16 protein-coding genes are annotated in these 19465 nt (G+C 70.8%); 7 read left to right on the top strand and 9 right to left on the bottom strand.

Going from position 1 to position 19465, the window contains the following annotated elements; translation table 11 throughout:
* The first annotated feature begins 260 nt into the window (after positions 1-260).
* Positions 261-3011, top strand: a complete 2751-nt coding sequence (mutS, locus tag FHU13_RS25280) for a DNA mismatch repair protein MutS (RefSeq protein WP_183438580.1) — start codon at positions 261-263, stop codon at positions 3009-3011.
* A gap of 189 nt (positions 3012-3200) precedes the next feature.
* Entirely contained in the window at positions 3201-5324 is a 2124-nt protein-coding gene (locus tag FHU13_RS25275) for a protein-disulfide reductase DsbD family protein (RefSeq protein ID WP_183438579.1), read from the top strand.
* Between the two features lie 59 nt (positions 5325-5383).
* Here FHU13_RS25275 and wrbA read toward each other — a convergent pair whose 3' ends face one another.
* The gene (gene wrbA, locus FHU13_RS25270; protein WP_183438578.1) at positions 5384-5983 is read right to left on the bottom strand and encodes an NAD(P)H:quinone oxidoreductase; all 600 of its coding nucleotides are present in this window, start codon (positions 5981-5983) and stop codon (positions 5384-5386) included.
* A 189-nt stretch (positions 5984-6172) separates the two neighbouring features.
* Here wrbA and FHU13_RS25265 point away from each other — a divergent pair, with 189 nt between their 5' ends.
* From FHU13_RS25265 to FHU13_RS25255, 3 genes are all read left to right on the top strand, one after another.
* Entirely contained in the window at positions 6173-7063 is an 891-nt protein-coding gene (locus FHU13_RS25265) for a LysR family transcriptional regulator (protein ID WP_183438605.1), read from the top strand.
* 189 nt (positions 7064-7252) lie between these two features.
* Positions 7253-7954: a DUF1013 domain-containing protein gene (locus tag FHU13_RS25260; RefSeq protein WP_183438577.1), complete on the top strand. Its 702-nt coding sequence runs from the start codon at positions 7253-7255 to the stop codon at positions 7952-7954.
* 143 nt (positions 7955-8097) lie between these two features.
* On the top strand, positions 8098-8688 hold the full coding sequence (locus FHU13_RS25255) for a hypothetical protein (RefSeq protein WP_183438604.1): 591 nt from the start codon (positions 8098-8100) through the stop codon (positions 8686-8688).
* Between the two features lie 108 nt (positions 8689-8796).
* Here FHU13_RS25255 and FHU13_RS25250 read toward each other — a convergent pair whose 3' ends face one another.
* Positions 8797-10275, bottom strand: a complete 1479-nt coding sequence (locus tag FHU13_RS25250; protein WP_183438576.1) for an MFS transporter — start codon at positions 10273-10275, stop codon at positions 8797-8799.
* 197 nt (positions 10276-10472) lie between these two features.
* Here FHU13_RS25250 and FHU13_RS25245 point away from each other — a divergent pair, with 197 nt between their 5' ends.
* A complete protein-coding gene (locus FHU13_RS25245) occupies positions 10473-10697 on the top strand; it encodes a hypothetical protein (RefSeq protein ID WP_246714866.1) in 225 nt (74 codons plus the stop codon).
* A gap of 59 nt (positions 10698-10756) precedes the next feature.
* Here the strand turns inward: FHU13_RS25245 and FHU13_RS25240 are convergent, their stop codons facing one another.
* The 5 genes from FHU13_RS25240 to FHU13_RS25220 form a co-directional block, all read right to left on the bottom strand.
* Entirely contained in the window at positions 10757-11830 is a 1074-nt protein-coding gene (locus FHU13_RS25240; RefSeq protein WP_183438574.1) for an ABC transporter permease, read from the bottom strand.
* On the bottom strand, positions 11827-12750 hold the full coding sequence (locus FHU13_RS25235; protein WP_183438573.1) for an ABC transporter permease: 924 nt from the start codon (positions 12748-12750) through the stop codon (positions 11827-11829). Before FHU13_RS25235 ends, FHU13_RS25240 begins: the two co-directional genes overlap by 4 nt.
* Entirely contained in the window at positions 12747-14345 is a 1599-nt protein-coding gene (locus FHU13_RS25230; RefSeq protein WP_183438572.1) for a peptide ABC transporter substrate-binding protein, read from the bottom strand. Before FHU13_RS25230 ends, FHU13_RS25235 begins: the two co-directional genes overlap by 4 nt.
* A 132-nt stretch (positions 14346-14477) precedes the next feature.
* Positions 14478-14915 (bottom strand): heme-binding protein, encoded by a 438-nt coding sequence (locus tag FHU13_RS25225; RefSeq protein WP_183438571.1) that lies wholly within the window; start codon positions 14913-14915, stop codon positions 14478-14480.
* Between the two features lie 79 nt (positions 14916-14994).
* Positions 14995-15447, bottom strand: coding sequence for an OsmC family protein (locus FHU13_RS25220; RefSeq protein ID WP_183438570.1), 453 nt, complete (start codon positions 15445-15447; stop codon positions 14995-14997).
* 137 nt (positions 15448-15584) lie between these two features.
* Here FHU13_RS25220 and FHU13_RS25215 point away from each other — a divergent pair, with 137 nt between their 5' ends.
* Positions 15585-16301 carry a dihydrofolate reductase family protein gene (locus tag FHU13_RS25215; protein ID WP_183438569.1) on the top strand — a complete coding sequence of 239 codons (717 nt, stop codon included), beginning with the start codon at positions 15585-15587 and terminating at the stop codon, positions 16299-16301.
* Here FHU13_RS25215 and FHU13_RS25210 read toward each other — a convergent pair.
* Both FHU13_RS25210 and FHU13_RS25205 read right to left on the bottom strand, forming a co-directional pair.
* A complete protein-coding gene (locus tag FHU13_RS25210; protein WP_183438568.1) occupies positions 16277-17317 on the bottom strand; it encodes an alpha/beta hydrolase in 1041 nt (346 codons plus the stop codon). The two genes, FHU13_RS25215 and FHU13_RS25210, sit on opposite strands and share 25 nt — an antisense overlap.
* A 172-nt stretch (positions 17318-17489) precedes the next feature.
* Positions 17490-19355: an ABC-F family ATP-binding cassette domain-containing protein gene (locus FHU13_RS25205; RefSeq protein WP_183438567.1), complete on the bottom strand. Its 1866-nt coding sequence runs from the start codon at positions 19353-19355 to the stop codon at positions 17490-17492.
* Positions 19356-19465 lie beyond the last annotated feature (110 nt).

Here is a 19465-nt window from a genome sequence, read left to right as displayed (position 1 = left end):
CTCCGATGAGACCAGCGGAAGCCCCCATGGAGATTTGCAACACAGCCTGAGTTCCACCCGGAACGAGTGGGCGAATCACGACTTTTGCGCTCGGCGTGCGTCTGATGCACGCGACGGAGAGACACGACTCTGGAGAGGCCCGCTCTCGCAATCCCGGCACCACCGCTGCTTGCGACGGCTGGGGAGAGCGCCCACTTGTCCACGGACTTCACGCTGGACCGGCGGTGCCTGCCCGGAGCGGGGCTGCTAGCCTCACATCCATGCCCAGCCTCAAACGTTCCCAACCCCTCGAACGGCGTGCCCAGGCGGCGGATACGGTGACCTCCTCGCCCCTCGACATCCCCGGCGCCACGCCGATGATGGCGCAGTATATCGAGATCAAGGCGGCCAATCCGGACTGCCTGCTGTTCTACCGGATGGGGGATTTCTACGAGCTGTTCTTCGAGGATGCGGAGATCGCCTCGCGCGCGCTCGGCATCGTCCTGACCAAGCGCGGCAAGCACGGCGGCGCCGACATCCCGATGTGCGGCGTGCCTCTGGAGCGGGCCGACGACTACCTGCACCGGCTGATCGCGCTGGGCCACCGCGTCGCGGTCTGCCAGCAGACCGAGGACGCGGCCGAGGCGAAGAAGCGGGGACCCAAATCAGTGGTGCGGCGCGAGGTGATCCGCCTCGTCACGCCGGGCACGCTGACCGAGGACCGCCTGCTCGACCCGACGCGGGCCAACCTGCTGCTCGCCATCGGCCGGCGAAAGGTCTCCGACACGAGTGAGGCCTACGGGCTCGCCGCCCTCGACATCTCGACCGGCCGCTTTTCCTTAAGCGAGGTGGAAGGTTCGGAACTCGCCGCCGCGATCGCCCGGCACGAGCCGCGGGAGATCGTGCTCTCGGAAGCCATCCACGCCGATCCGGCTTTGGCCAAGCTGTGGCGCGAGACCAAGGCGGCGGTGGTGCCACTGGCTCAGGGCGAGCTGGAACCGGCCTCGGCCGAGCGCCGCATCCGCGAGCAGTTCGGGGTGAAAACCCTCGACGGGTTCGGCAATTTCAGCCGGGCGGAGATCGCCGCGGCCGGGGCGGCGCTGCTCTACCTCGAACGCACGCAGCTCGGCACCCGCGTGCCGCTCTCGGCGCCGAGCCGCGAGGCGACCGGAGCAACGCTCGCCATCGACGCGGCGACCCGCGCCAACCTCGAACTCACCCGCACCCTCTCGGGCGAGCGCAAGGGCAGCCTGCTCGACGCCATCGACCGCACGGTCTCGGCCGGTGGCGCACGGCTGCTGGCGGAGCATCTCGCCGGCCCGCTCACCGACCTGACAAAGATCGCCCGGCGGCACGACGCCGTCGCGTTCCTGGCGGAGGACGGGGCGCTGCGGGCGCATCTGCGCGACGCGCTGCACGCCGCCCCTGACATCGCCCGCGCGCTGTCCCGCGTCGGCCTGAATCGCGCCGGCCCGCGCGACCTCGCCGCCCTGCGTGACGGGCTCGACGCGGCCGCGACGATCAGCGAACGGTTGTCGCGGGAGGATCTGCCGGACGGGCTCGCCCGCCTCGCCCGCCGCCTCGACAAGGCCGACCGGGCGCTCGCTGAGGAGCTCGGCCGGGCGCTCGCCGACGACCTGCCGCTCAATCGCCGCGACGGCAATTTCGTGCGCGCCGGCTACCACGCCGAGATCGACGAGGCCCGCCTGCTCGGCCAGGACTCGCGCAAGGTGATCGCCGCGCTCCAGGCGCGCTACGCCGAGGCCACCGGCTGCCGGACGCTCAGGATCAAGCACAACAACGTGCTCGGCTACTACATCGAGGTGCCGCAGGCGGTGGGCGAGGCCTGCCTGAAGGGCCTGATGCAGGACTTCGTGCATCGCCAGACCATGGTCGATGCGATGCGCTTCACCAGCGTCGAACTCGGCGAGCTGGAATCGAAGATCGCGGGCGCCTCCGACCGGGTGCTGGCGCTCGAATCCGAGGTGTTCGATGCCCTGAGCGCGCGGGTGAGCACGGGGGCCGAGGCGATCGCCGACATCGCCGAGGCGCTCTCCGGCCTTGATGTCGCGGCGAGCCACGCCGAGCTCGCGGTCGAACTCGCCTGGACCCGGCCGATCATCGACGACAGCCTCGCCTTCGAGATCAAGGGGGGGCGCCATCCCGTGGTGGAGGCGGCGCTGACGCGGGCCGGTGAAGCCTTCATCGCCAACCAGTGCGACCTCTCGGGCGAGGAGGCCGGCCGCATCCGCCTCGTCACCGGTCCGAATATGGGCGGCAAGTCGACGTTCCTGCGCCAGAACGCGCTCATCGCCGTGCTCGCGCAGATGGGCGCCTTCGTGCCGGCGGCCTCCGCCCGGCTCGGCGTGGTCGACCGCCTGTTCTCCCGCGTCGGCGCGGCCGACGACCTGGCGCGAGGCCACTCGACCTTCATGGTCGAGATGGTCGAGACCGCCGCGATCCTCAATCAGGCGACCCGCCGCTCGCTGGTGGTGCTCGACGAGATCGGGCGCGGCACCGCGACCTTCGACGGCCTGTCCATCGCCTGGGCCTGCCTGGAGCACCTGCACGAGAAGAACGGCTGCCGGGCGCTGTTCGCCACCCATTTCCATGAACTGACGGCGCTGAGCCAGCGCCTGCCGCGCCTCGACAACGCGACGCTGAAGGTCGCCGAGGATCGCGGCGACGTGGTCTTCCTGCACGAGGTGGTGCCGGGCGTGGCCGAGCGCTCCTACGGCCTGCAGGTCGCCCGCCTCGCCGGCCTGCCGCCGAGCGTGGTGGCGCGGGCCGGCGCGATCCTCAAAGGTCTCGAGAGTTCCGAGCGGGAGCGCCCCGCCCGCCGCCGGATCGACGACCTGCCGCTCTTCGCGAGCCTCGCCGCCGCACCACCGCCCCCGCCGCCGGAGCCGGTCAAGTCCGAGCCGGACGACCGGCTCGGCCGGTTGATCGACAGCCTCGATCCCGACGCACTGACCCCGCGCGAGGCGCTCGACGCGCTCTACCGGCTGAAAAAGGAGCGGGCCGCGGGGTAAAGAAGGCGCGGTTCGAGGCCGCGGGGCCGTGCGGCTCACGGGGCGGAGCAGGTCTGCTATAGAGCGTGCGCTGATGCCAGCCGGCCCGCTCCGGCCCGACCGTCGTATTCTCCCTCCGCGGTCTCGGGTTGCCCGGGGTCGCACCATCCACATGGGGGCGGGGGCACCGGGCCGCTCGGAAACAGATCGATGCTCCGTCTCCTCCTCGTCCTCCTCCTGACGCTTGCCGCCCCTGGCCTTGCCGGGGCGCAGGGGGTGATGACGGCCGCGAAGGCCAAGGATCTCGTGCGCGCGAGCCTCGTCGCCGAGAGCGAGGCGCTGGTCCCCGGTCGTACCGTGACGCTCGGCCTGCACATGGCGATGAAGCCGGGCTGGCACGTCTACTGGCGCAATCCCGGCGATTCCGGCCTGCCGCCGGAGATGGTCTGGCGTCTGCCCGCCGAATTCTCGGTCGGCCCGGTGCAGTGGCCGGTCCCGGAGCGCATCCCGGTCCAGACCCTGATGAATTTCGGCTACGAGGGCGCCGTCACCCTGCTGGTGCCGCTCACCGTGCCCGAGAGCGCCAGGGTCGGCGAAACGGTGCGGCTCTCCGGCACGCTGTCCTACCTCGTCTGCGAGGAGATCTGCATTCCGGGCTCGGCGGAGCTGAGCCTCGACGTGCCGGTGGCGGCCTCCGCGGCGCCGGCCTCGGGACAGGCCGCCCTGTTCGCCCGCGCCCGCGCCGCCCTCCCCGAGGCCGTGCCCGGCCCCGTCCGCACCACCCGCGAGGGCGACCGGCTGGTGCTGCATCTCGACCGGCCGGGCCTCGCGGGCGTGACCGAGGCTGCTTTCTTTCCCTATTCGGAAGGCGCTCTCGACAATGCCGCCCTGCAGGATTTGACCGTCGATGCCGCCGGCCTGCACCTCACCCTGACCCCGGGCGATACGGGGCAGCCGCCCGAGACGCTCGCCGGCGTGCTCGCCTTCACCGACGACGGCGCGCGCCGGGCCTACGCCCTCGGACCTGAGCCCACCCCCGCACCGACGACCGCCGCTGCCGTTCCCACCGCGCCCGAGGTGCTGCCCGCGCCGGAGGACGAGAGCCTGACGCTGTGGAGCGCCGCGGGGCTGGCGCTCATCGGCGGCCTCCTCCTCAACCTGATGCCCTGCGTCTTCCCCGTCCTCTCGATCAAGGTGCTGAGCCTCGTGCGACAGGCGGGCGAATCCGCCACCCGCGTGCGGCTGCACGGGCTTGCCTACACCGCGGGCGTGCTCGCGAGCTTCCTCGGGCTCGCCGGGCTCCTGATCGCGTTGAAGGCGGGGGGCGCCGGGATCGGCTGGGGCTTCCAGCTCCAGTCGCCGGTGGTGGTGGCCCTCCTCGCCTACGGGCTGTTCGCCATGGGCCTGAGTCTGTCGGGAGCGGTGCATCTCGGCGGCGGGATCGTCGGGCTCGGCGATGGCCTGACGCGGCGGGCGGGCTACCAGGGCTCGTTCTTCACCGGCGTGCTGGCGACCCTGGTCGCGACCCCGTGCACGGCGCCGTTCATGGGAGCGGCGGTGGGCTTTGCGCTGACGCAATCGCCGCTCGCCGCGCTCATCGTGTTCGCGAGCCTCGGCCTCGGGCTCGCCCTGCCATTCCTGGCGCTGACGCTGTTTCCGCAGGCGCTTCGCCTGCTGCCGCGGCCCGGCGCCTGGATGGACGTGCTGAAGGGTGCGCTCGCCTTCCCCGTCTACGGCACGGTGGCGTGGCTCGTCTGGGTGCTGGCGCAGCAGGTCGGGCCCAACGGGCTGCTCGCGGGGCTCACCGGTCTCGTGCTCGTGGCGCTCGCTGCCTGGGCCTGGGAACGGGCGCGCGGAGCGGGCCGGCTCGGCACCGGCTTCGGTCGCATGGCGGCCGTCGCGGCACTCGCGGCAGCGCTCGGCCTCGTCGCCGTCCTCGACGGCGACCGCGCCTCCGCACGCAACGCCGCGCTGGCACAGGGCGAGGAGGCGTTCACGCAGGCCCGCCTCGACGCGCTCAGGGCCGAGGGACGGACGGTGTTCGTGGACATGACGGCGGCGTGGTGCATCACCTGCCAGGTCAACGAGCGCACGGTGCTCGCCCGAGACGGCGTGCAGGCGGCGTTCCGGGCAGGGCAGGTGGTGTACCTGAAGGGCGACTGGACCAACCAGAACCCGGAGATCACCCGCCTCTTGGAGCGCCACGGCCGCAGCGGCGTGCCGCTCTACCTCGTCTATCGCGGCCAGGGCGAGGCGCAGGTACTGCCGCAGATTCTGACCGAAGGGACCGTGCTCGCCGCCATCGGGCAGAGGAACGTCGCGGCGGCTCAGTAGGGCCTCGATCAGTCCTGCTCATCCCCTCTCCCCGCGTGTGGGGAGAGGGGAAACCTGCCTCAACCCGCGAGCTTGGCCGCAATGCCCGCCACGTGGCGGCCCTGGAAGCGGGCTCCGTCGAGTTCGACCGGGGAGGGCTGACGCGAGCCGTCGCCATCGGCGATCGTGGTGGCGCCGTAGGGGGTGTTGCCCTTCACCTGCTCGACGCCGTTCTGGCCCGCGAAGCTGTAGGGCAGGCCCACCACCACCATGCCGTGGTGGAACATCACGGTGTGGAAGCTCGTCAGCGTGGTCTCCTGTCCGCCGTGCTGCGAGGCGGTCGAGGTGAAGGCCGAGCCGACCTTGCCGACGAGTGCGCCCCGGGCCCAGAGGCCGCCGGTCTGGTCGATGAACTGCTTCATCTGCGAGGCCATGTTGCCGTAGCGGGTCGGCGTGCCGAAGATGATCGCGTCGTAATCGGCCAGTTCCTCGACGGTGGCGAACGGCGCCTCTTGGTCGAGCTTGTAGTGGAACTGTTTGGCCACCTCTTCCGGCACCAGTTCCGGCACGCGCTTGACCGCGACCTCGGCCCCGGCCTCGCGAGCGCCCTCGGCCACGGCCTTGGCCATCTGCTCCACGTGGCCCCAGGACGAGTAGTAGAGCACCAGAACCTTCGCCATCGTCGTCTCTCCTGTTCGCGGGCCCGGCGCATCGTCCGAAAGCTGATGTCCGTCCTCGGACGGAAGACGATGCGCCCATGGCGGCCCGAGCGTCGAATGCGTGGGTGAGTATGGCGGTTCGTCCTGTTTGCAGAAACGCCCTGTCGTGCAAGATCGTCCTTGCAGACTTGCAACGAGGAGGACGACGCGGTGTCGGTGGCCTGGGACGAGTTCCGCCTCGTGCGGGCCATCGCCGAGCGGGGGGCGCTGGCGCCGGCTGCCGCGCATCTCGGCATCAATCCCTCAACGGCCTTTCGCCGGCTCGCGGCGGTCGAGGCGGGGCTCGGCGCGCGCCTGTTCGAGCGCCACCGCTCGGGCTACGTGCCGACGCCCGCCGGCGAGGCGATGGCCGCCGCGGCCACGCGGATGGAGGAGGAGGTCACCCGCTTCGACCGGGAGGTCGCCGACCGGGCGCAGACGCCCTCGGGCCTTCTGCGCGTGACCGCCGCGGCGACGCTGGTCACCGATTTCCTGATGCCGATGCTCGGCCGCTTCCGGACGCGCTACCCGAAGGTCCAGATCGAGCTCCTCGTCTCGGAGGAGGCGCTGAACCTGTCACGCCGCGATGCGGATGTGGCGCTGCGCGCCACCCGCGATCCGCCGCTCAACCTCGTCGGGCGCCGGCTCGCCACCATCGCCTGGGCGGTCTACGGGCCGGCACAGGGGGAGGAGGACGGTGCCGATGCCGACTGGGTCAGTCCGAGCGAGGCCGTGGCCGGCGGCCTCTTCGCCCGCTTCGTCGCCGCCCGCGCCGGGCCGGAGCGCGTGGCTTTGCGCCTCAACACCGTGCAGGGCCTGTGCGAGGCGATCTCCGAGGGCGTCGGCATCGGCCCGCTGCCCTGCTACCGCGGCGACCGGCTCGCGCGCCTGCGCCGCCTCTCGGCGCCGGAGCCTGACCTTGCCGGCACGCTCTGGCTCCTGACCCATCCCGACCTGCGCCACGCCGCGCGGGTGCGCGCCTTCATGGACCATGTCGCCGCCGAGGTCGTGCCGCTGCGCCCCGCCTTAGAGGGGCGCGTGCCCACCCTGGGGGACGCGTGATGGAAGGATCTTGACGGTCAATGCAATTGCGCAACGCCCGGTCCCGCCTGTATAAGAGGCAATCCCCTCATTCATCGCGACATGGGATCCTTCGGGCCTGACCGGGCCGGAGGCCGCGGGAGAGCCTTTCTTCGAATCCCGCGCCTTTCCCCGCCGCGAACCACGAAAAACCGCCTGGAGCTTTGTCCGATGTCCCAAGGTCCGCTGATGCCCAAGGCGACCGCCGTGTGGCTCGTCGAGAATACCTCGCTCGCCTTCGAGCAGATCGCCGACTTCTGCAAGCTGCACCCGCTCGAGGTGAAGGGCATCGCCGACGGCGAGGTCGCCGCGGGCATCAAGGGGCTCGATCCGATCACCACCGGCCAGCTTACCCGTGACGAGATCGAAAAGGCGCAGAAGTCGCCGCATTATCGGCTCAAGGTCGCGGTTTCGAAGGTGAAGCTGCCGGAGGTCAAGCGCACCACCAAGGGCCCGCGCTACACGCCGCTCTCGCGCCGTCAGGATCGACCGAACGCGATCCTCTGGCTCATCCGCAACCATCCCGAGCTGAAGGACGCGCAGATCATCCGGCTCGTCGGCACCACCAAGGCGACGATCCAGCAGATCCGCGAGCGGACCCACTGGAACTCCGCCTCGCTCCAGCCGATGGATCCGGTGACGCTCGGCCTCTGCTCGCAGATCGACCTCGACTTCGAGGTGCAGCGCGCCGCCAAGGACCGCCCCGCGGTGCTGCCGACGGATGGCGGCGCCAAGCTCCTGCCGACCGAGGTCTCGACCGCCCCGGCCGCCGCGGAGCGGGAGGAGGAGCGTGACGAGGAGGATCTCAACGCCGACGCGGTCTTCGCCAAGCTCAAGGGCATGAGCCGCATCGACGAGGACGACGAGGACTAATGTTCTCTGGATCGGGCCGCTGCACCCGTTTCCTTCGGGCAGCGGTCGACCTCATGAAAGAAACTGCTCGCCCCCTCGCGACAAATGAGAAATAATGCTTGCTGGCCGCTCCCATGGAGCGGCGGCAGGCGCGAGGACGTGGCATGATCCACGGTGGCGTGACCGAGAGCGGCTCTCTCCAGAGTGGCTCGAACCCGGGCGGCTTGGTCGAGAACGTTGTGAGCGGACCCGGCCTGCCCGCCGAACCCCCGGGCGCGGTGGATGAGCGGCCGGCCGCTGCCCCGCCCGGCCAACCCGTGACGCTCGCGGAATCGCTGATGAGCGAAGCGGGCTGGGGATTGGAGAATTTCGGCGCCGAGGGTCCGAACCCGCCTTACCTCCGCATCGGCGGCAAACTGTGGGTGACGCTCACGGAGTTCGAGCCCTGCTTCGCCTCGTTTCGCCGCGACCGCGGCCCATTCCGCTCGAAGGTCGCGATCGCCAGTCACCTCGCCAAGTACGACGCGATCATGGTCGATCCGCTGGCCTTCGAGGAATGTTTCGGCCCCGGCGAGGGCAACGAGACGGTGTTCCCGTTCGGTGCGTGGCTGGAGATCCGCCACGTCGGCTTCGGCGGCCTCGAACTCTGGGGCAAGCGCCAGGGCGCCGTGACCTTGCCGCTCGACGCGCTGGCGGTGGCCTCGGCGATCTGGCTGCGGCGGAATGCTTCGGTACCGTCCTCCCGGCCGACGTGAGACCTGAGGTTCGTCGAAGTCGGTTGTTCGCTGCTGGCCGGACCACCCCTCTCCCTGCAGGCGGGGAGAGGAGGATGCGCTGAGCCGGATTGACCGGCCATGGCGCCCTCACGCCGAAGCCAGCGGCTTCGACACGTCCTCCAGCGACTTGCCCTCGGCCGCCGTCCCCCAGATCGCGCCGACCACCGCCGCCACCGCCATCAAGGCGGCGCCGATGAGGTAGCCGACCAACACGAGATCGCGCGAGCCGGTCTCGACCAGTGAGCCGAACAGGAGTGGGCCGGAGACGCCACCGATGCCGGTGCCGATGGCATAGAAGGCGGCGATCGCCAGCGCGCGAATTTCCAGCGGGAAGGTTTCGGCCACCGTGAGATAGGCGGAACTCGCCGCCGCGGAGGCGAAGAAGAACACGCCCATCCAGGCCGCCGTCTGGCCCCAGGGGCCGAGCATGTCGGCGCGGAAGACGAGGCCGACCACGACGAGCAGCACCGCCGAGATGCCGTAGGTGAAGGCGATCATCGGGCGCCGGCCCACCGTGTCGAACAGCCGGCCGAGCAGCAGCGGGCCGAGGAAGGAGCCGAGCGCGAAGGGCAGGAGATACCAGCCGACATCGCCGCCGGGCACGTCGTAGAAGCGCTCCAGCACCAGCGCGTAGGTGAAGAACAGCGCGTTGTAGAAGAAGGCCTGGGCGATCATCAGCGCGAGGCCGACCATGGTCTGGCGCCGGTTCGTGACGAACAGGGCGTTGGCGACCTCCGAGAGCGGAGTGTGGCTGCGGACCTTGAGCTTGAGGCGGCGCGTCTCGTCGGGCGGGGGCAGGGTGATGCCGTCATCCGTGAAGCGCTTCTCGATACCCGACACCACCCGGTCGGCCTCCGCGGCGTAGCCGTGGGTGACGAGCCAGCGCGGGCTCTCGGGGATCCAGGTGCGCAGGAGCAGGATGACGAGGCCGATGCCGCCGCCGACGAAGAAGGCGATGCGCCAGCCATAGGCCGGATCGATCCATTCGGGCCGCAAGAGCGCAATCGACAGGAAGGAGCCGAGCGCCGCGCCGATCCAGAACGAGCCGTTGATGACGAGATCGGTCCAGCCGCGCACGCGTGCCGGGATCAGCTCCTGGATGGTCGAGTTGATCGCGGTGTACTCGCCGCCGATGCCGGCTCCCGTGAGGAAGCGGAACAGGCAGAAGCTCCAGATATTCCACGACAGGCCCGTGGCCGCGGTAGCGGCGAGGTAGAGGGCCAGCGTGATGAAGAACAGTTTCTTGCGCCCGATCCGGTCGGTGAGCCAGCCGAAGCCGACGGCACCGACGACCGCGCCGACGAGGTAGGAACTCGCGGCCAAGCCGACGTCGAACTCGGTGAAGGACATCGGCGCCTTGCGTAGCGCGCCGACGAGGGCGCCGGCCAAGGTCACCTCGAGCCCGTCGAGCACCCAGGTGATGCCGAGCGCGACGATGACGAGGGTGTGGAAGCGGCCGAAGGGCAGGCGGTCGAGCCGGGCGGCGATGTCGGTTTCGACGACCGTGCCGGTAGCGACGCGCTCGGGTGCTGCGGCCCCGGCCTGACCTTCCGCTCGGCTCGTCATTGCCCCTCCGTTTACCCTGACTCGGCAAAAGTGTTCGCAAGTCCCACCCGGCGGCGGACCGAGGGCAGGGCATATTGGCGTTCGGAAACGCTTCAGGTTGCGGAATGTCCCCACTCGCCGGGCCACCCGCCATGACTTTTTTCGCGCACCTCTCCATCAGGACTTTGCTTCCCCCGATCGCCGCCGGACTAGCCTCCATGGGGGCGGTCATCGCGGTCTCCACGCTGGCCAGCGCGGGCGGGGCCGAGCGCTGGGCGCTGCGCCCCAAGGCGTCGCCGGCCCCACCCGCGTCCGAGCCCGGCCCGATCGAACCTGCCCCTGCCTTGCGCGGGTCGAAGGCCATTCCGGTCTCGGAGCTGCCCGGCGAGCGGCGCACGGTGCGCATCGTCTACCAGGGCTACCTGCCGGCCGAATCCCGCTAGCGCCTTGTTTCCGCATCGTCTTTTTCCGAAAGCCGGCGGCCACCTTTCGGGACGATGCTCTAAAGTCGTGGGTCGAGCGCCTCGCCAAGACCGTCGCCGAGCCGGTTCAAGGCCATCAGGGTGACGACGAGGAAGCCGGCGGGCGCAGCGAGCATCCACGGCGCGGATTCGAGTGCGCGGGCGCCCTCCGCAATCAGCACGCCCCAGGAGGTGTCGGGCTCCTGCACGCCGAGGCCGAGAAAGGACAGGAAACTCTCCAGGAGGATCACCCGCGGCACCAGCAGGGTCGCTGCCGCCACGATCGGTCCGAGCGTGTTCGGCACGATGTGGCGGGCCAGGATCGTGCCCGTGCCGGCCCCGAGTGCCGAGGCAGCGCGGACGAAGTCGCGGCCCTTGAGGGAGAGCGTCTGGGTGCGGACGATACGAGCCATGTCGAGCCACTCGACCGCCGCCACCGCGACCAGCACCAGCCACAGGCCGGCGCGAAAGAACACCAGCAGCATGATGACGAGGAACACGAAGGGCAGGGCGTAGAGGATGTCGAGGAAGCGCATCATCAATGCATCGACCGTGCCCCCGGCCATGCCCGAGACCGCCCCGTAGACGACGCCGATCAGCAGGGCGGCGAGCGCCGCGGTGAGCCCGATCAGCAGGGAGACCTGCCCCGCGGCAAGGCAACGGGTGAGGAGATCGCGCCCGAGGGCATCGGTGCCGAGGACGAAGGTCAGTTTTCGAAGCGGTGCCTCGACCAAGAGCCGGCGGCCGTCGGCGGACCGCTCCAGCACCGCGGGCTCGCCGAACAGTCCCGAGCGGGACAGCAGACGGAAGGAGCGCTCGTCGATGGGTTTTTGCGCCGTCAGCGTCAGCCGCACCCGATCGCGCTCGAGCGCCACGTCTTCCAGCGTCGGCCGCATTCGGAAGGCGAGGCGCGTGAGGGCGGGGCGCACCTCGTCGGGCCGCGGGTGCGCGGCAAGGCTCGGGGCGACCCGGACGAAATCCGGATAGATCCGCTCGGGCGGGTGCCCGGTGAGAAGAGGGCCGACGAGGCAGGCCAGCGCGATCAGCACGAGGCTCGCGAGTGCCACAAGCGCCGAGCGGTCGCGGGCGAGGCGGCGAGCGAGCGCCGCGCTCATGCGGACAGCCGCACGCGCGGATCGAGGGCGGCGGCGATCAGGTCGGCGATCAGGTTGAAGACGATCACCATCACCGCGACCAGAATCACCGTGCCCATGACCAGGGTGTAGTCGCGGTTGAGCGCCCCCTCGACGAAGTAGCGCCCGATCCCGGGCAGGCCGAAGATGGTCTCGACCACCACCGAGCCGGTCATCAGCGCCGCCGCCAGCGGCCCGAGCGTCGCGACCACGGGGAGCAGCGCCCCGCGCAGGGCGTGCCGGGCGATGCGGGTCCGCGGCAGGCCCATGGCGCGCTGTGTGCGGATATGTGGCTGGATCAGCACCTCGGCGAGCGAGGCGCGGGTGAGCCGGGCGATGCCCGCCGCGTGGGGCAGGGCCAGGGTGAGCACCGGCAGGACGAGGTTCTTCGGATTCCCGTCCGCCCAGCCGCCGACGGGGAGCCATGCCAGCCCGAGGCCGAACACGATCTGGAGCAGGGGGGCGGTGACGAAGTTCGGCACCGCGAGCCCGAGCGAGGCGGCGAGCCCCACCAGCCGGTCGGCGGCCGCGCCGCGATTGAGCGCGGCGAGGCTCCCGAGCGCCAAGCCGAGGGCGAGGGCGAGCAGGAGGGCGAGACTGCCGAGCGTCACCGAGACCGGAAGGCCCCGTGCGAACAGGTCGGTGACGGTGAGGTCGCGGAAGGTGAAGGAGGGGCCGAGATCGCCCCGCAGGAGGCTGAGGAGATAGCGCCCGAACTGCACGATCAGCGGCTGATCGAGGCCGTAGACCCGGCGCAGGTTCTCCATCGCCGCCGGCGGCAGCGGCCGCTCCAGATCGAACGGGCCGCCGGGCGCCAACCGGATCAGGAAGAAGCTGCCGGTCACCACGAGGAACAGGGTCGGCAGGCTCTGGGCGATCCGTCGCAGGATCAGCGGGATCATGGATCGAGCCGGAGATAGCGGGTGGGGGCGACGTTGCGGATGTTCGGGTGCACCCCGTGCAGCCGTGGCGAGACGAGCGCCTTCGAGCGGTAGTGCAGCAGCGGCACCCAGGGCAGTTCGTCGAGCACGATCTTTTCCGCGTCGAACAGCATCTGCGCGCGGGCCTGCACGTCGCGCTCCCCTGCGGCTCGCGTCAGCAGGCCGTCGAAGCGTGCGTCGGACCAGCGCCCGGCATTGAAGCCGTCATTGCCGGTGCGGAGCAGAAACAAAAAATTCTGCGGGTCGGAATAATCGGCGATCCACGACATCCGGGCGAGGTCGAAGGCGCCGCCGTCGCGCAGATAGGCGAAGTGGGTCTTGGCGTCGGTGGAAACGAAGCGGGTCTCGACGCCGATGCCGCGCCACGCATCCGCCAGCGCGATCGCCGTGTTGCGGTTGTTGTCGGTGACGTTGAAGCGGTACTCGACCGTCAGCGGGTTGCCCGGCCCGTAGCCGGCCTCGGAGAGCAGCCGCAGCGCCTCCTCCTCGCGGTCGGTCGGCCCGTCCTCGCGCCCCGGCAGCAGCGGCGACGGCAGGGCGTTGTCGAGGCCCGGCGGACAGAAGGAATAGGCCGGGGCCATGGTCTGCCCCCACACGATCTCGGCCAGAAACTCCCGATCGATGGCGAGCGACAGGGCGCGGCGCACCCGCGCGTCGTCGAAGGGTTTTTTCCGCAGGTTGAAGGCGATGGCCAGCAAGCCGAGCCCCGGCCCGAGTTGTACCTGCGCGCCGAAACGCTCTTTCAGGGAGACGATCTGGTCGGCGGGCAGGTCGGAGAGGGAATCGATCTCACGGCCTGCGTAGCGCCGCACCGCCGCGGCGAGATCCGGGGTCGGGATGACATCGACCCGCTCGATCGGGATCGCGGCGGCGTCGCGGTGATGCGGGTTCTTGGTCAGGGTGATGCGGTCGTTCGGCACCCACTCGACCAGGGCGTAGGGGCCGTTCGAGACGAGGTTGCCCGCCTTCGCGAATGCCTCGCCCCAGCGCTCCAGCGACGGGCGGTGGACCGGCAGCGAGGTCTGGTGGGTGAGAAGTTCGAGGAGGTAGGGCACCGGCTCGGCGAGCGCGATCTCCAGCGTCCGGGAATCGGGGGCCGTCACCCCGAGCGTCTCCGGCGGCTGCTCGCCCGCATTGACGGCGGCCGCATTGCGGATCGGGAACAGCACCTCGGCGTATTTCGCCGCCGTCTTCGGATCGAGGATGCGGCGCAACGAGAACAGGAAATCGTCGGCCGTGACCGGATCACCGTTCGACCAGCGCCCGTCGGGGCGGATCTGGAAGCGGTAGGTGAGGCGGTCGTCGGAGAAGGTCCAGCGCTCGGCCATGCCCGGAATGATGGTGCCGAAATTGTCGTAGGTCAGCAGCCCCTCGAACAGGTCGCGCAGGAGATGCGCCTCGGCCACCGTCGAGGTCTTGTGCGGATCGAGCGTCTCCGGGTCGGCGTCGTTGCCGCGGCGGTAGACCGGCGAGGCCGCCCGCGCCGGAACGGGAAGGGCGAGCCCGGCGGCGAGTGCCGCGCCCCCGTGCAGGACGGTGCGCCGGAGGAGGCTCATGGGCTTACCCGAGGCTCCGGGGACGGCACGGCGCCGAGCGGCTCACGGACAGGCGCACCGGCTCCCGACGCATCCCCTCTCCCCGCCCGGCGGGGAGAGGGGAACCGCGGTGCGCGCCTTCGAACACGGTGGTCAGGCCCCCGTCTCCCCCTTCAGCCCCGCCGCCTCGATGCCGGCCAGCGCGCAGATCTCGTCGTTGTCGGAGGTGTCGCCGGAGACGCCGACCGCGCCGAGCAGGCGACCGTCATGGTTCCGGATCAGCACGCCGCCGGGCACCGGCACCAGGGCGTCCGGACCGACGAGGTGGCTCACCGCGGCCACGAAATGCGGCTGCTCCTCGGCCCGCTTGGCGATCGCCCGCGAACCGAGGCCGAGCGCCAGGGCGCCGTTGGCCTTGCCGCGGGCCACTTCGGCGCGGCGCAGCGACGTGCCGTCCTCGGCGGCCAGGCATTTGAGGGCGCCGCGGGCGTCGTAGACCACCACCGCCAGGGGCTTCAGCCCCCGTTCGCGGGCGGTCTTCAGGGCGGTCGCCACGAGTGTCTGGGCGGCGGCGAGCGTCAGGTCGGTCATCCGGATGTCCTCGCAAATGTCCCCGAAGGATCGTGTCTCGAGGACATGCACCGGCGGGGTCGGTTTCGCCAAGCGCGTCTCAGGCGACCGTCACTTCGGTCCGCACGGAATTGGCGATGAAGCAGGTCTCGTGAGCCTCTTCGTGGAGGGCGGTGAGCCGCTCCGCGTCGGGTGCCGCGCCGGTCCATTCGATGCGCGGATGCAGCACCACCCGCGTCACCGCCTGCCGGCCGGGGGCGATTTCCGCCATCGTGCCCTCAGCGTGGTCGCGGTAGGAATGGGCGACGAAGCCGGCGAGCCGGGCGACGTGGAGGAAGCTCAGCATGTGGCAGGTGGAGAGCGCCGCCACTAGCATCTCCTCGGGATCGACCGCAGCCGCCACCGCCCACTTGCCAACGACGTGGGGTGAGGCGGAGCCCGCGAGTTCGACGCCGCCGTCGAAGCGCACCGTGTGGCCGCGGCTGTAGCGCCCGGCGGCGAAATCCTCGCCCGCCGCGAGCGCCCAGCGGACATCCGCGGTGTAGGTCGCCATGGCCTCTCTCCCTCGTTACCGTGGGCAGCCTATCCGCGGCGCGATGCCCGGCAAAGGCGGCGGGTCCCGACCCTGGCCGACGGGCGAAGGCGGTCTAGTTCCGGCCTTCAATCCCCGACAGCAGGAAACCCGCCGCCATGGCCGACACATCGGAGCGCCCCTACGTCCTGTGCCACATGACCACCTCGGTCGACGGTCGCATCAAGGTCCGGCGCTGGACCACCATCGACGCGGATTCCCACTACGAGGAGGTCCACAAGCGGCTCGGGGGCGACGCCTGGATGTGCGGGCGCATCACCATGCAGGGCTATGCCGACAGCGCCGAGCCGCTGACCTCCGCGCCGCCCGAGGCGCCGGTGTCGCGCAAGGATCACGTCGCCCGCACCGATGCGCCCGGCTACGCGGTGGCGCTCGATGCCCGCGGCGCGATGGATTGGGGCGCGCGCAACGAGATCGAGGGCGATCACGTCGTCGTACTGACGACGGGGCAGGCCTCGGACGACCGCCTGCGCCGGCTGAAAGCGGGCGGCCAATCCTACATCCTGGCCGGTGAGCACGAGGTCGATTTCACCCTGGCGCTGGCCAAGTTGAAGCGTCTGTTCGGCATCGAGCGGCTGCTGGTCGAGGGTGGCGGGCGCATCAACGGCTCGTTGCTCAAGGCCGGGCTCGTGGACGAACTCAGCCTGCTGCTCGCGCCCGCCGTCGATGGCGTCCTCGGCACGCCGGCCCTGTTCGATTTCGAGGGCGGGGAGGGCGATTCCATGGGCTCGCGTCGCCGCCTGACCCGTACCGCCTGCGAACCGTTCGACGACGGCACCGTCTGGCTGCGCTACCGGATCGAGGCGGTGGCCTGAACTCGCTTTTGATCGTGAGCGGCCAGGAAGGCGTCGTAGGCGCCCGTCACCGCCGGCCGATCCTCGAAATGTGGGAAGGCGCCGGTCGGCAGCCGCAGGATCGTCCAGTTCGGGCGGCCCGCCACCTCGCCGACATAGCGGTAATCGACGAAGTCGCCCCGCGCCCCGTGGACCATGAAGACGGGCAGGCGCAGCGCCTCGTAGACCCGCGTCGTGTCGTCGGGAAACAGGTAGCCCGACAGGAACGAGAACGGCGCGTGTTCGGCCCCCGGCTGATGCGCCGAGAGCTGGTCGTAGGCGAGCAGGCCCTCGTCGATATCGCGGCTGCCCCAGGTCTTTTCCAGAAAGAAGCGCATGCTCGGCCGGCTGACCAGCGCGTCGAAGAGCGGGCGGCCCCAGAGCGGGAAGGCGGCAAGCTGGCGCGCTAGCGGATGGCCGCGATTGGTATCCGCCGGTCCGCGCCCGGAGAGGCGGGCGTCGAAGCCGGTCGGGCTGATGAGGCCGAGGCTGGCGAACAGGTGCGGTCGCTCCAGCGCAGCGCGGGCGAGATAGGCGCAAGGCAGCGAGAGCGCAATCGCATCGAGCGCCACGCCGCCGTGGCGGCCGGCGATCTCGGCCGCGGCGTCGAGGATCGCATCGGTCATCAGCCGGGGCGTGTAGATCCGGTCCGCCCGCTCGGAGAGACCGAAGCCCGGCAGCTCCAGCGCGTAGACCGGGCGGCTGCCCCGGTAATGCTCGTAGAGCGGCTTCACCTCGTAGGCGTTGGCGGCCGCGTTGATCGAGTGGATCAGCAGGAGCGGGCGGCCACCCTGCGCATCCGAGGCGTAGAGGTTCACCCGGCCGGCCCGCGTGCGCAGGGTACTGCGCCGCCCCGGCAGGGCCGGGGGGAGGGGGCCGGCCCGGTTGAGCCCGAGATGGCTCCAGGCGATCCAGGCGCCGGTCGCGGCGAGCGGCAGCAGCGCGAGGGCGCCGGCCCTGCCGCTCCGACGTGTCCCGGGATGGCTCGTGCCGCGCATGGTTCCTCCGCTTCAGCCTTGCGTCGGTCAACGCGGGGCAGGGGCCGGCGTTGCCCATGCGTGCCAACCTGTCTGCCACCCACGGTTCACGCCGCGGCGGGTTCCCGTGATGCCGTGGCTGGCGCTCTCGCGGGGGCCCGCCTGAGCGAAGGCCGTGAGCGCGGCGCGAGCCTCAGGCCGCCGCCTCGATCTCTCCGCTCACCTCCAGCCACTCCTCCTCGGCCTTCGCCAGCGCCTCGGCGGCCTCGGCGCGCATGCGGGCGAGGTCGCCGGCCTTGGCCGCGTCCTTGAGGAAGGCGGTGCCGTCGGCGAGCGCGGCGTCGATCTTCTCGATCGCTCCCGAGAGCTTGGCCATGCGCGCCTCGATAGTCTCGAGGCGCTTCCGGAGGGGTGCGAGCGCGGCCCGGCGCTCCACCGCCGAGCGGCGCGCCTCGGCCTTCTGCCCCCCGGTGCCCTCGCTGGAGGTGTCCGCCCGCTCCGGACCGGCGAGGACGAGACGGCGATAATCGTCCATGTCGCCGTCGAAGGACTTCACCGAACCGTCGCCGACGATCCAGAGCCGGTCGGCGCAGGCCTCGATCAGGAAGCGGTCATGGCTGACGAGGATCACCGCCCCCTCGTAGTCGTTGATCGCCTCGACCAGGGCCTGCCGGCTCTCGATGTCGAGGTGGTTGGTCGGCTCGTCGAGGATCAAGAGGTGCGGCCCGTCGAAGGCGGCGAGCCCCATCAGCAGCCGCGCCTTCTCCCCGCCGGAGAGCTTTTCCACCGGCGTGTCCGCCTTCGAGGCGGGAAAGCCGAGCCGGGCGGCGGCCGAGCGCACCTTGGCTTCGGGCGCATCGGGCATGCGGTCGCGCACATGCGCCACCGCGCTCTCGGAAGGGCGCAGCTCGTCGAGCTGGTGCTGCGCGAAATAGGCGACCTCCATCTTCGAGGAGCGCCGCATCTCGCCCGCAAGCGGCGGCAGCCGCCCGCCGATCAGCTTGCAGAAGGTCGACTTGCCGTTGCCGTTGGCGCCGAGCAGCGCCACCCGGTCGTCGGGGGCGAGCGAGAGGTTGAGCCCCGAGAGCACGATCCGCTCGCCGTAGCCCGCCTGGACCCGCTCCATCGCCACGATCGGCGGCGACAGCGGCTTTTCCGGGCTGGGCAGGTGGATCACCGGCACCTCGTCCTCGATCAGCGCGGCGATCGGCTCCATCTTGGCCAGCCGCTTCATGCGCGACTGGGCTTGGCGCGCCTTGGTCGCCTTGGCCTTGAAGCGGTCGATGAAGCTCTGCAGATGGGCCCGCTCGACCTCCTGCTTGGCTTTCGCCTTTGCCTGGAGCACCCGCTTCTCGGAAAGCTGGCGGGCGAAGCTGGTGTAGCCGCCGCGGTAGATCGTGAGCTTGCCGCGATCGAGGTGCAGGATGTGATCGACCGACGTGTCGAGCAATTCCCGGTCGTGGCTGATGATGACCGCGGTGCGGGGATATTTCTCGAGGTAGTCGTAGAGCCAGAGCGTGCCCTCGATGTCGAGGTAGTTGGTGGGCTCGTCGAGCAACAGCAGGTCCGGCTCGGAGAACAGCACGGCGGCGAGTGCCACCCGCATCCGCCAGCCGCCGGAGAAATCCGAGCAGGGCCGCGCTTGCGCCGCCGCATCGAAGCCGAGGCCGTGCAGGATCGCCGCGGCACGCGCCGGGGCGGAGTGGGCGCCGATATCGACCAGCCGCGTCTCGATCTCGGCGCGGCGCAGGCCGTCCGCGGTCTCGGCCTCGCGCATCAGCCGGGCGCGCTCGGTGTCGGCAGCGAGCACGACTTCGTGCAGGGTCTCGGGGCCGGCGGGCGCTTCCTGGGCCACCGCGCCGATGCGCATGCCCTTGGGCAGCGAGACCGCGCCGGCATCCGTCGGCAACTCGCCGAGGATCGCCCGGAACAGCGTGGTTTTTCCCGCGCCGTTGCGGCCGACCAGCCCGACACGGGCCCGATCGGGAATCGCGAAGGTCGCCGAATCGAGAATGACCCGCTCGCCGATGCGGAAGGTGAGATCGTTGACGCGCAGCATGGGCGGCGTTCTGGGGGCGGGCGGGCGCCAGCGCAAGAGCGTCGGGCCCACGCGTCACCTCGACGGGGCTCGCGCGAACGTTTTGCCAGCTTGAGCGTTCGGCTCGCACG

It is taken from the genome of Methylobacterium sp. R2-1, from assembly GCF_014191355.1.
Lineage (GTDB): Bacteria > Pseudomonadota > Alphaproteobacteria > Rhizobiales > Beijerinckiaceae > Methylobacterium.
This window is presented reverse-complemented; position numbering and strand designations above follow the sequence as displayed.

Coding starts and splice junctions, on each gene's coding strand:
- FHU13_RS25230 (WP_183438572.1), bottom strand. CDS start 14,345: ATGAGCCTCCTCCGGCGCACCGTCCTGCACGGGGGCGCGGCACTCGCC.
- FHU13_RS25210 (WP_183438568.1), bottom strand. CDS start 17,317: ATGCGCGGCACGAGCCATCCCGGGACACGTCGGAGCGGCAGGGCCGGC.
- FHU13_RS25220 (WP_183438570.1), bottom strand. CDS start 15,447: ATGGCGACCTACACCGCGGATGTCCGCTGGGCGCTCGCGGCGGGCGAG.
- FHU13_RS25255 (WP_183438604.1), top strand. CDS start 8,098: ATGATCCACGGTGGCGTGACCGAGAGCGGCTCTCTCCAGAGTGGCTCG.
- FHU13_RS25260 (WP_183438577.1), top strand. CDS start 7,253: ATGTCCCAAGGTCCGCTGATGCCCAAGGCGACCGCCGTGTGGCTCGTC.
- FHU13_RS25245 (WP_246714866.1), top strand. CDS start 10,473: ATGGGGGCGGTCATCGCGGTCTCCACGCTGGCCAGCGCGGGCGGGGCC.
- FHU13_RS25235 (WP_183438573.1), bottom strand. CDS start 12,750: ATGATCCCGCTGATCCTGCGACGGATCGCCCAGAGCCTGCCGACCCTG.
- FHU13_RS25275 (WP_183438579.1), top strand. CDS start 3,201: ATGCTCCGTCTCCTCCTCGTCCTCCTCCTGACGCTTGCCGCCCCTGGC.
- mutS (WP_183438580.1), top strand. CDS start 261: ATGCCCAGCCTCAAACGTTCCCAACCCCTCGAACGGCGTGCCCAGGCG.
- FHU13_RS25250 (WP_183438576.1), bottom strand. CDS start 10,275: ATGACGAGCCGAGCGGAAGGTCAGGCCGGGGCCGCAGCACCCGAGCGC.
- FHU13_RS25205 (WP_183438567.1), bottom strand. CDS start 19,355: ATGCTGCGCGTCAACGATCTCACCTTCCGCATCGGCGAGCGGGTCATT.
- FHU13_RS25215 (WP_183438569.1), top strand. CDS start 15,585: ATGGCCGACACATCGGAGCGCCCCTACGTCCTGTGCCACATGACCACC.
- wrbA (WP_183438578.1), bottom strand. CDS start 5,983: ATGGCGAAGGTTCTGGTGCTCTACTACTCGTCCTGGGGCCACGTGGAG.
- FHU13_RS25225 (WP_183438571.1), bottom strand. CDS start 14,915: ATGACCGACCTGACGCTCGCCGCCGCCCAGACACTCGTGGCGACCGCC.
- FHU13_RS25240 (WP_183438574.1), bottom strand. CDS start 11,830: ATGAGCGCGGCGCTCGCTCGCCGCCTCGCCCGCGACCGCTCGGCGCTT.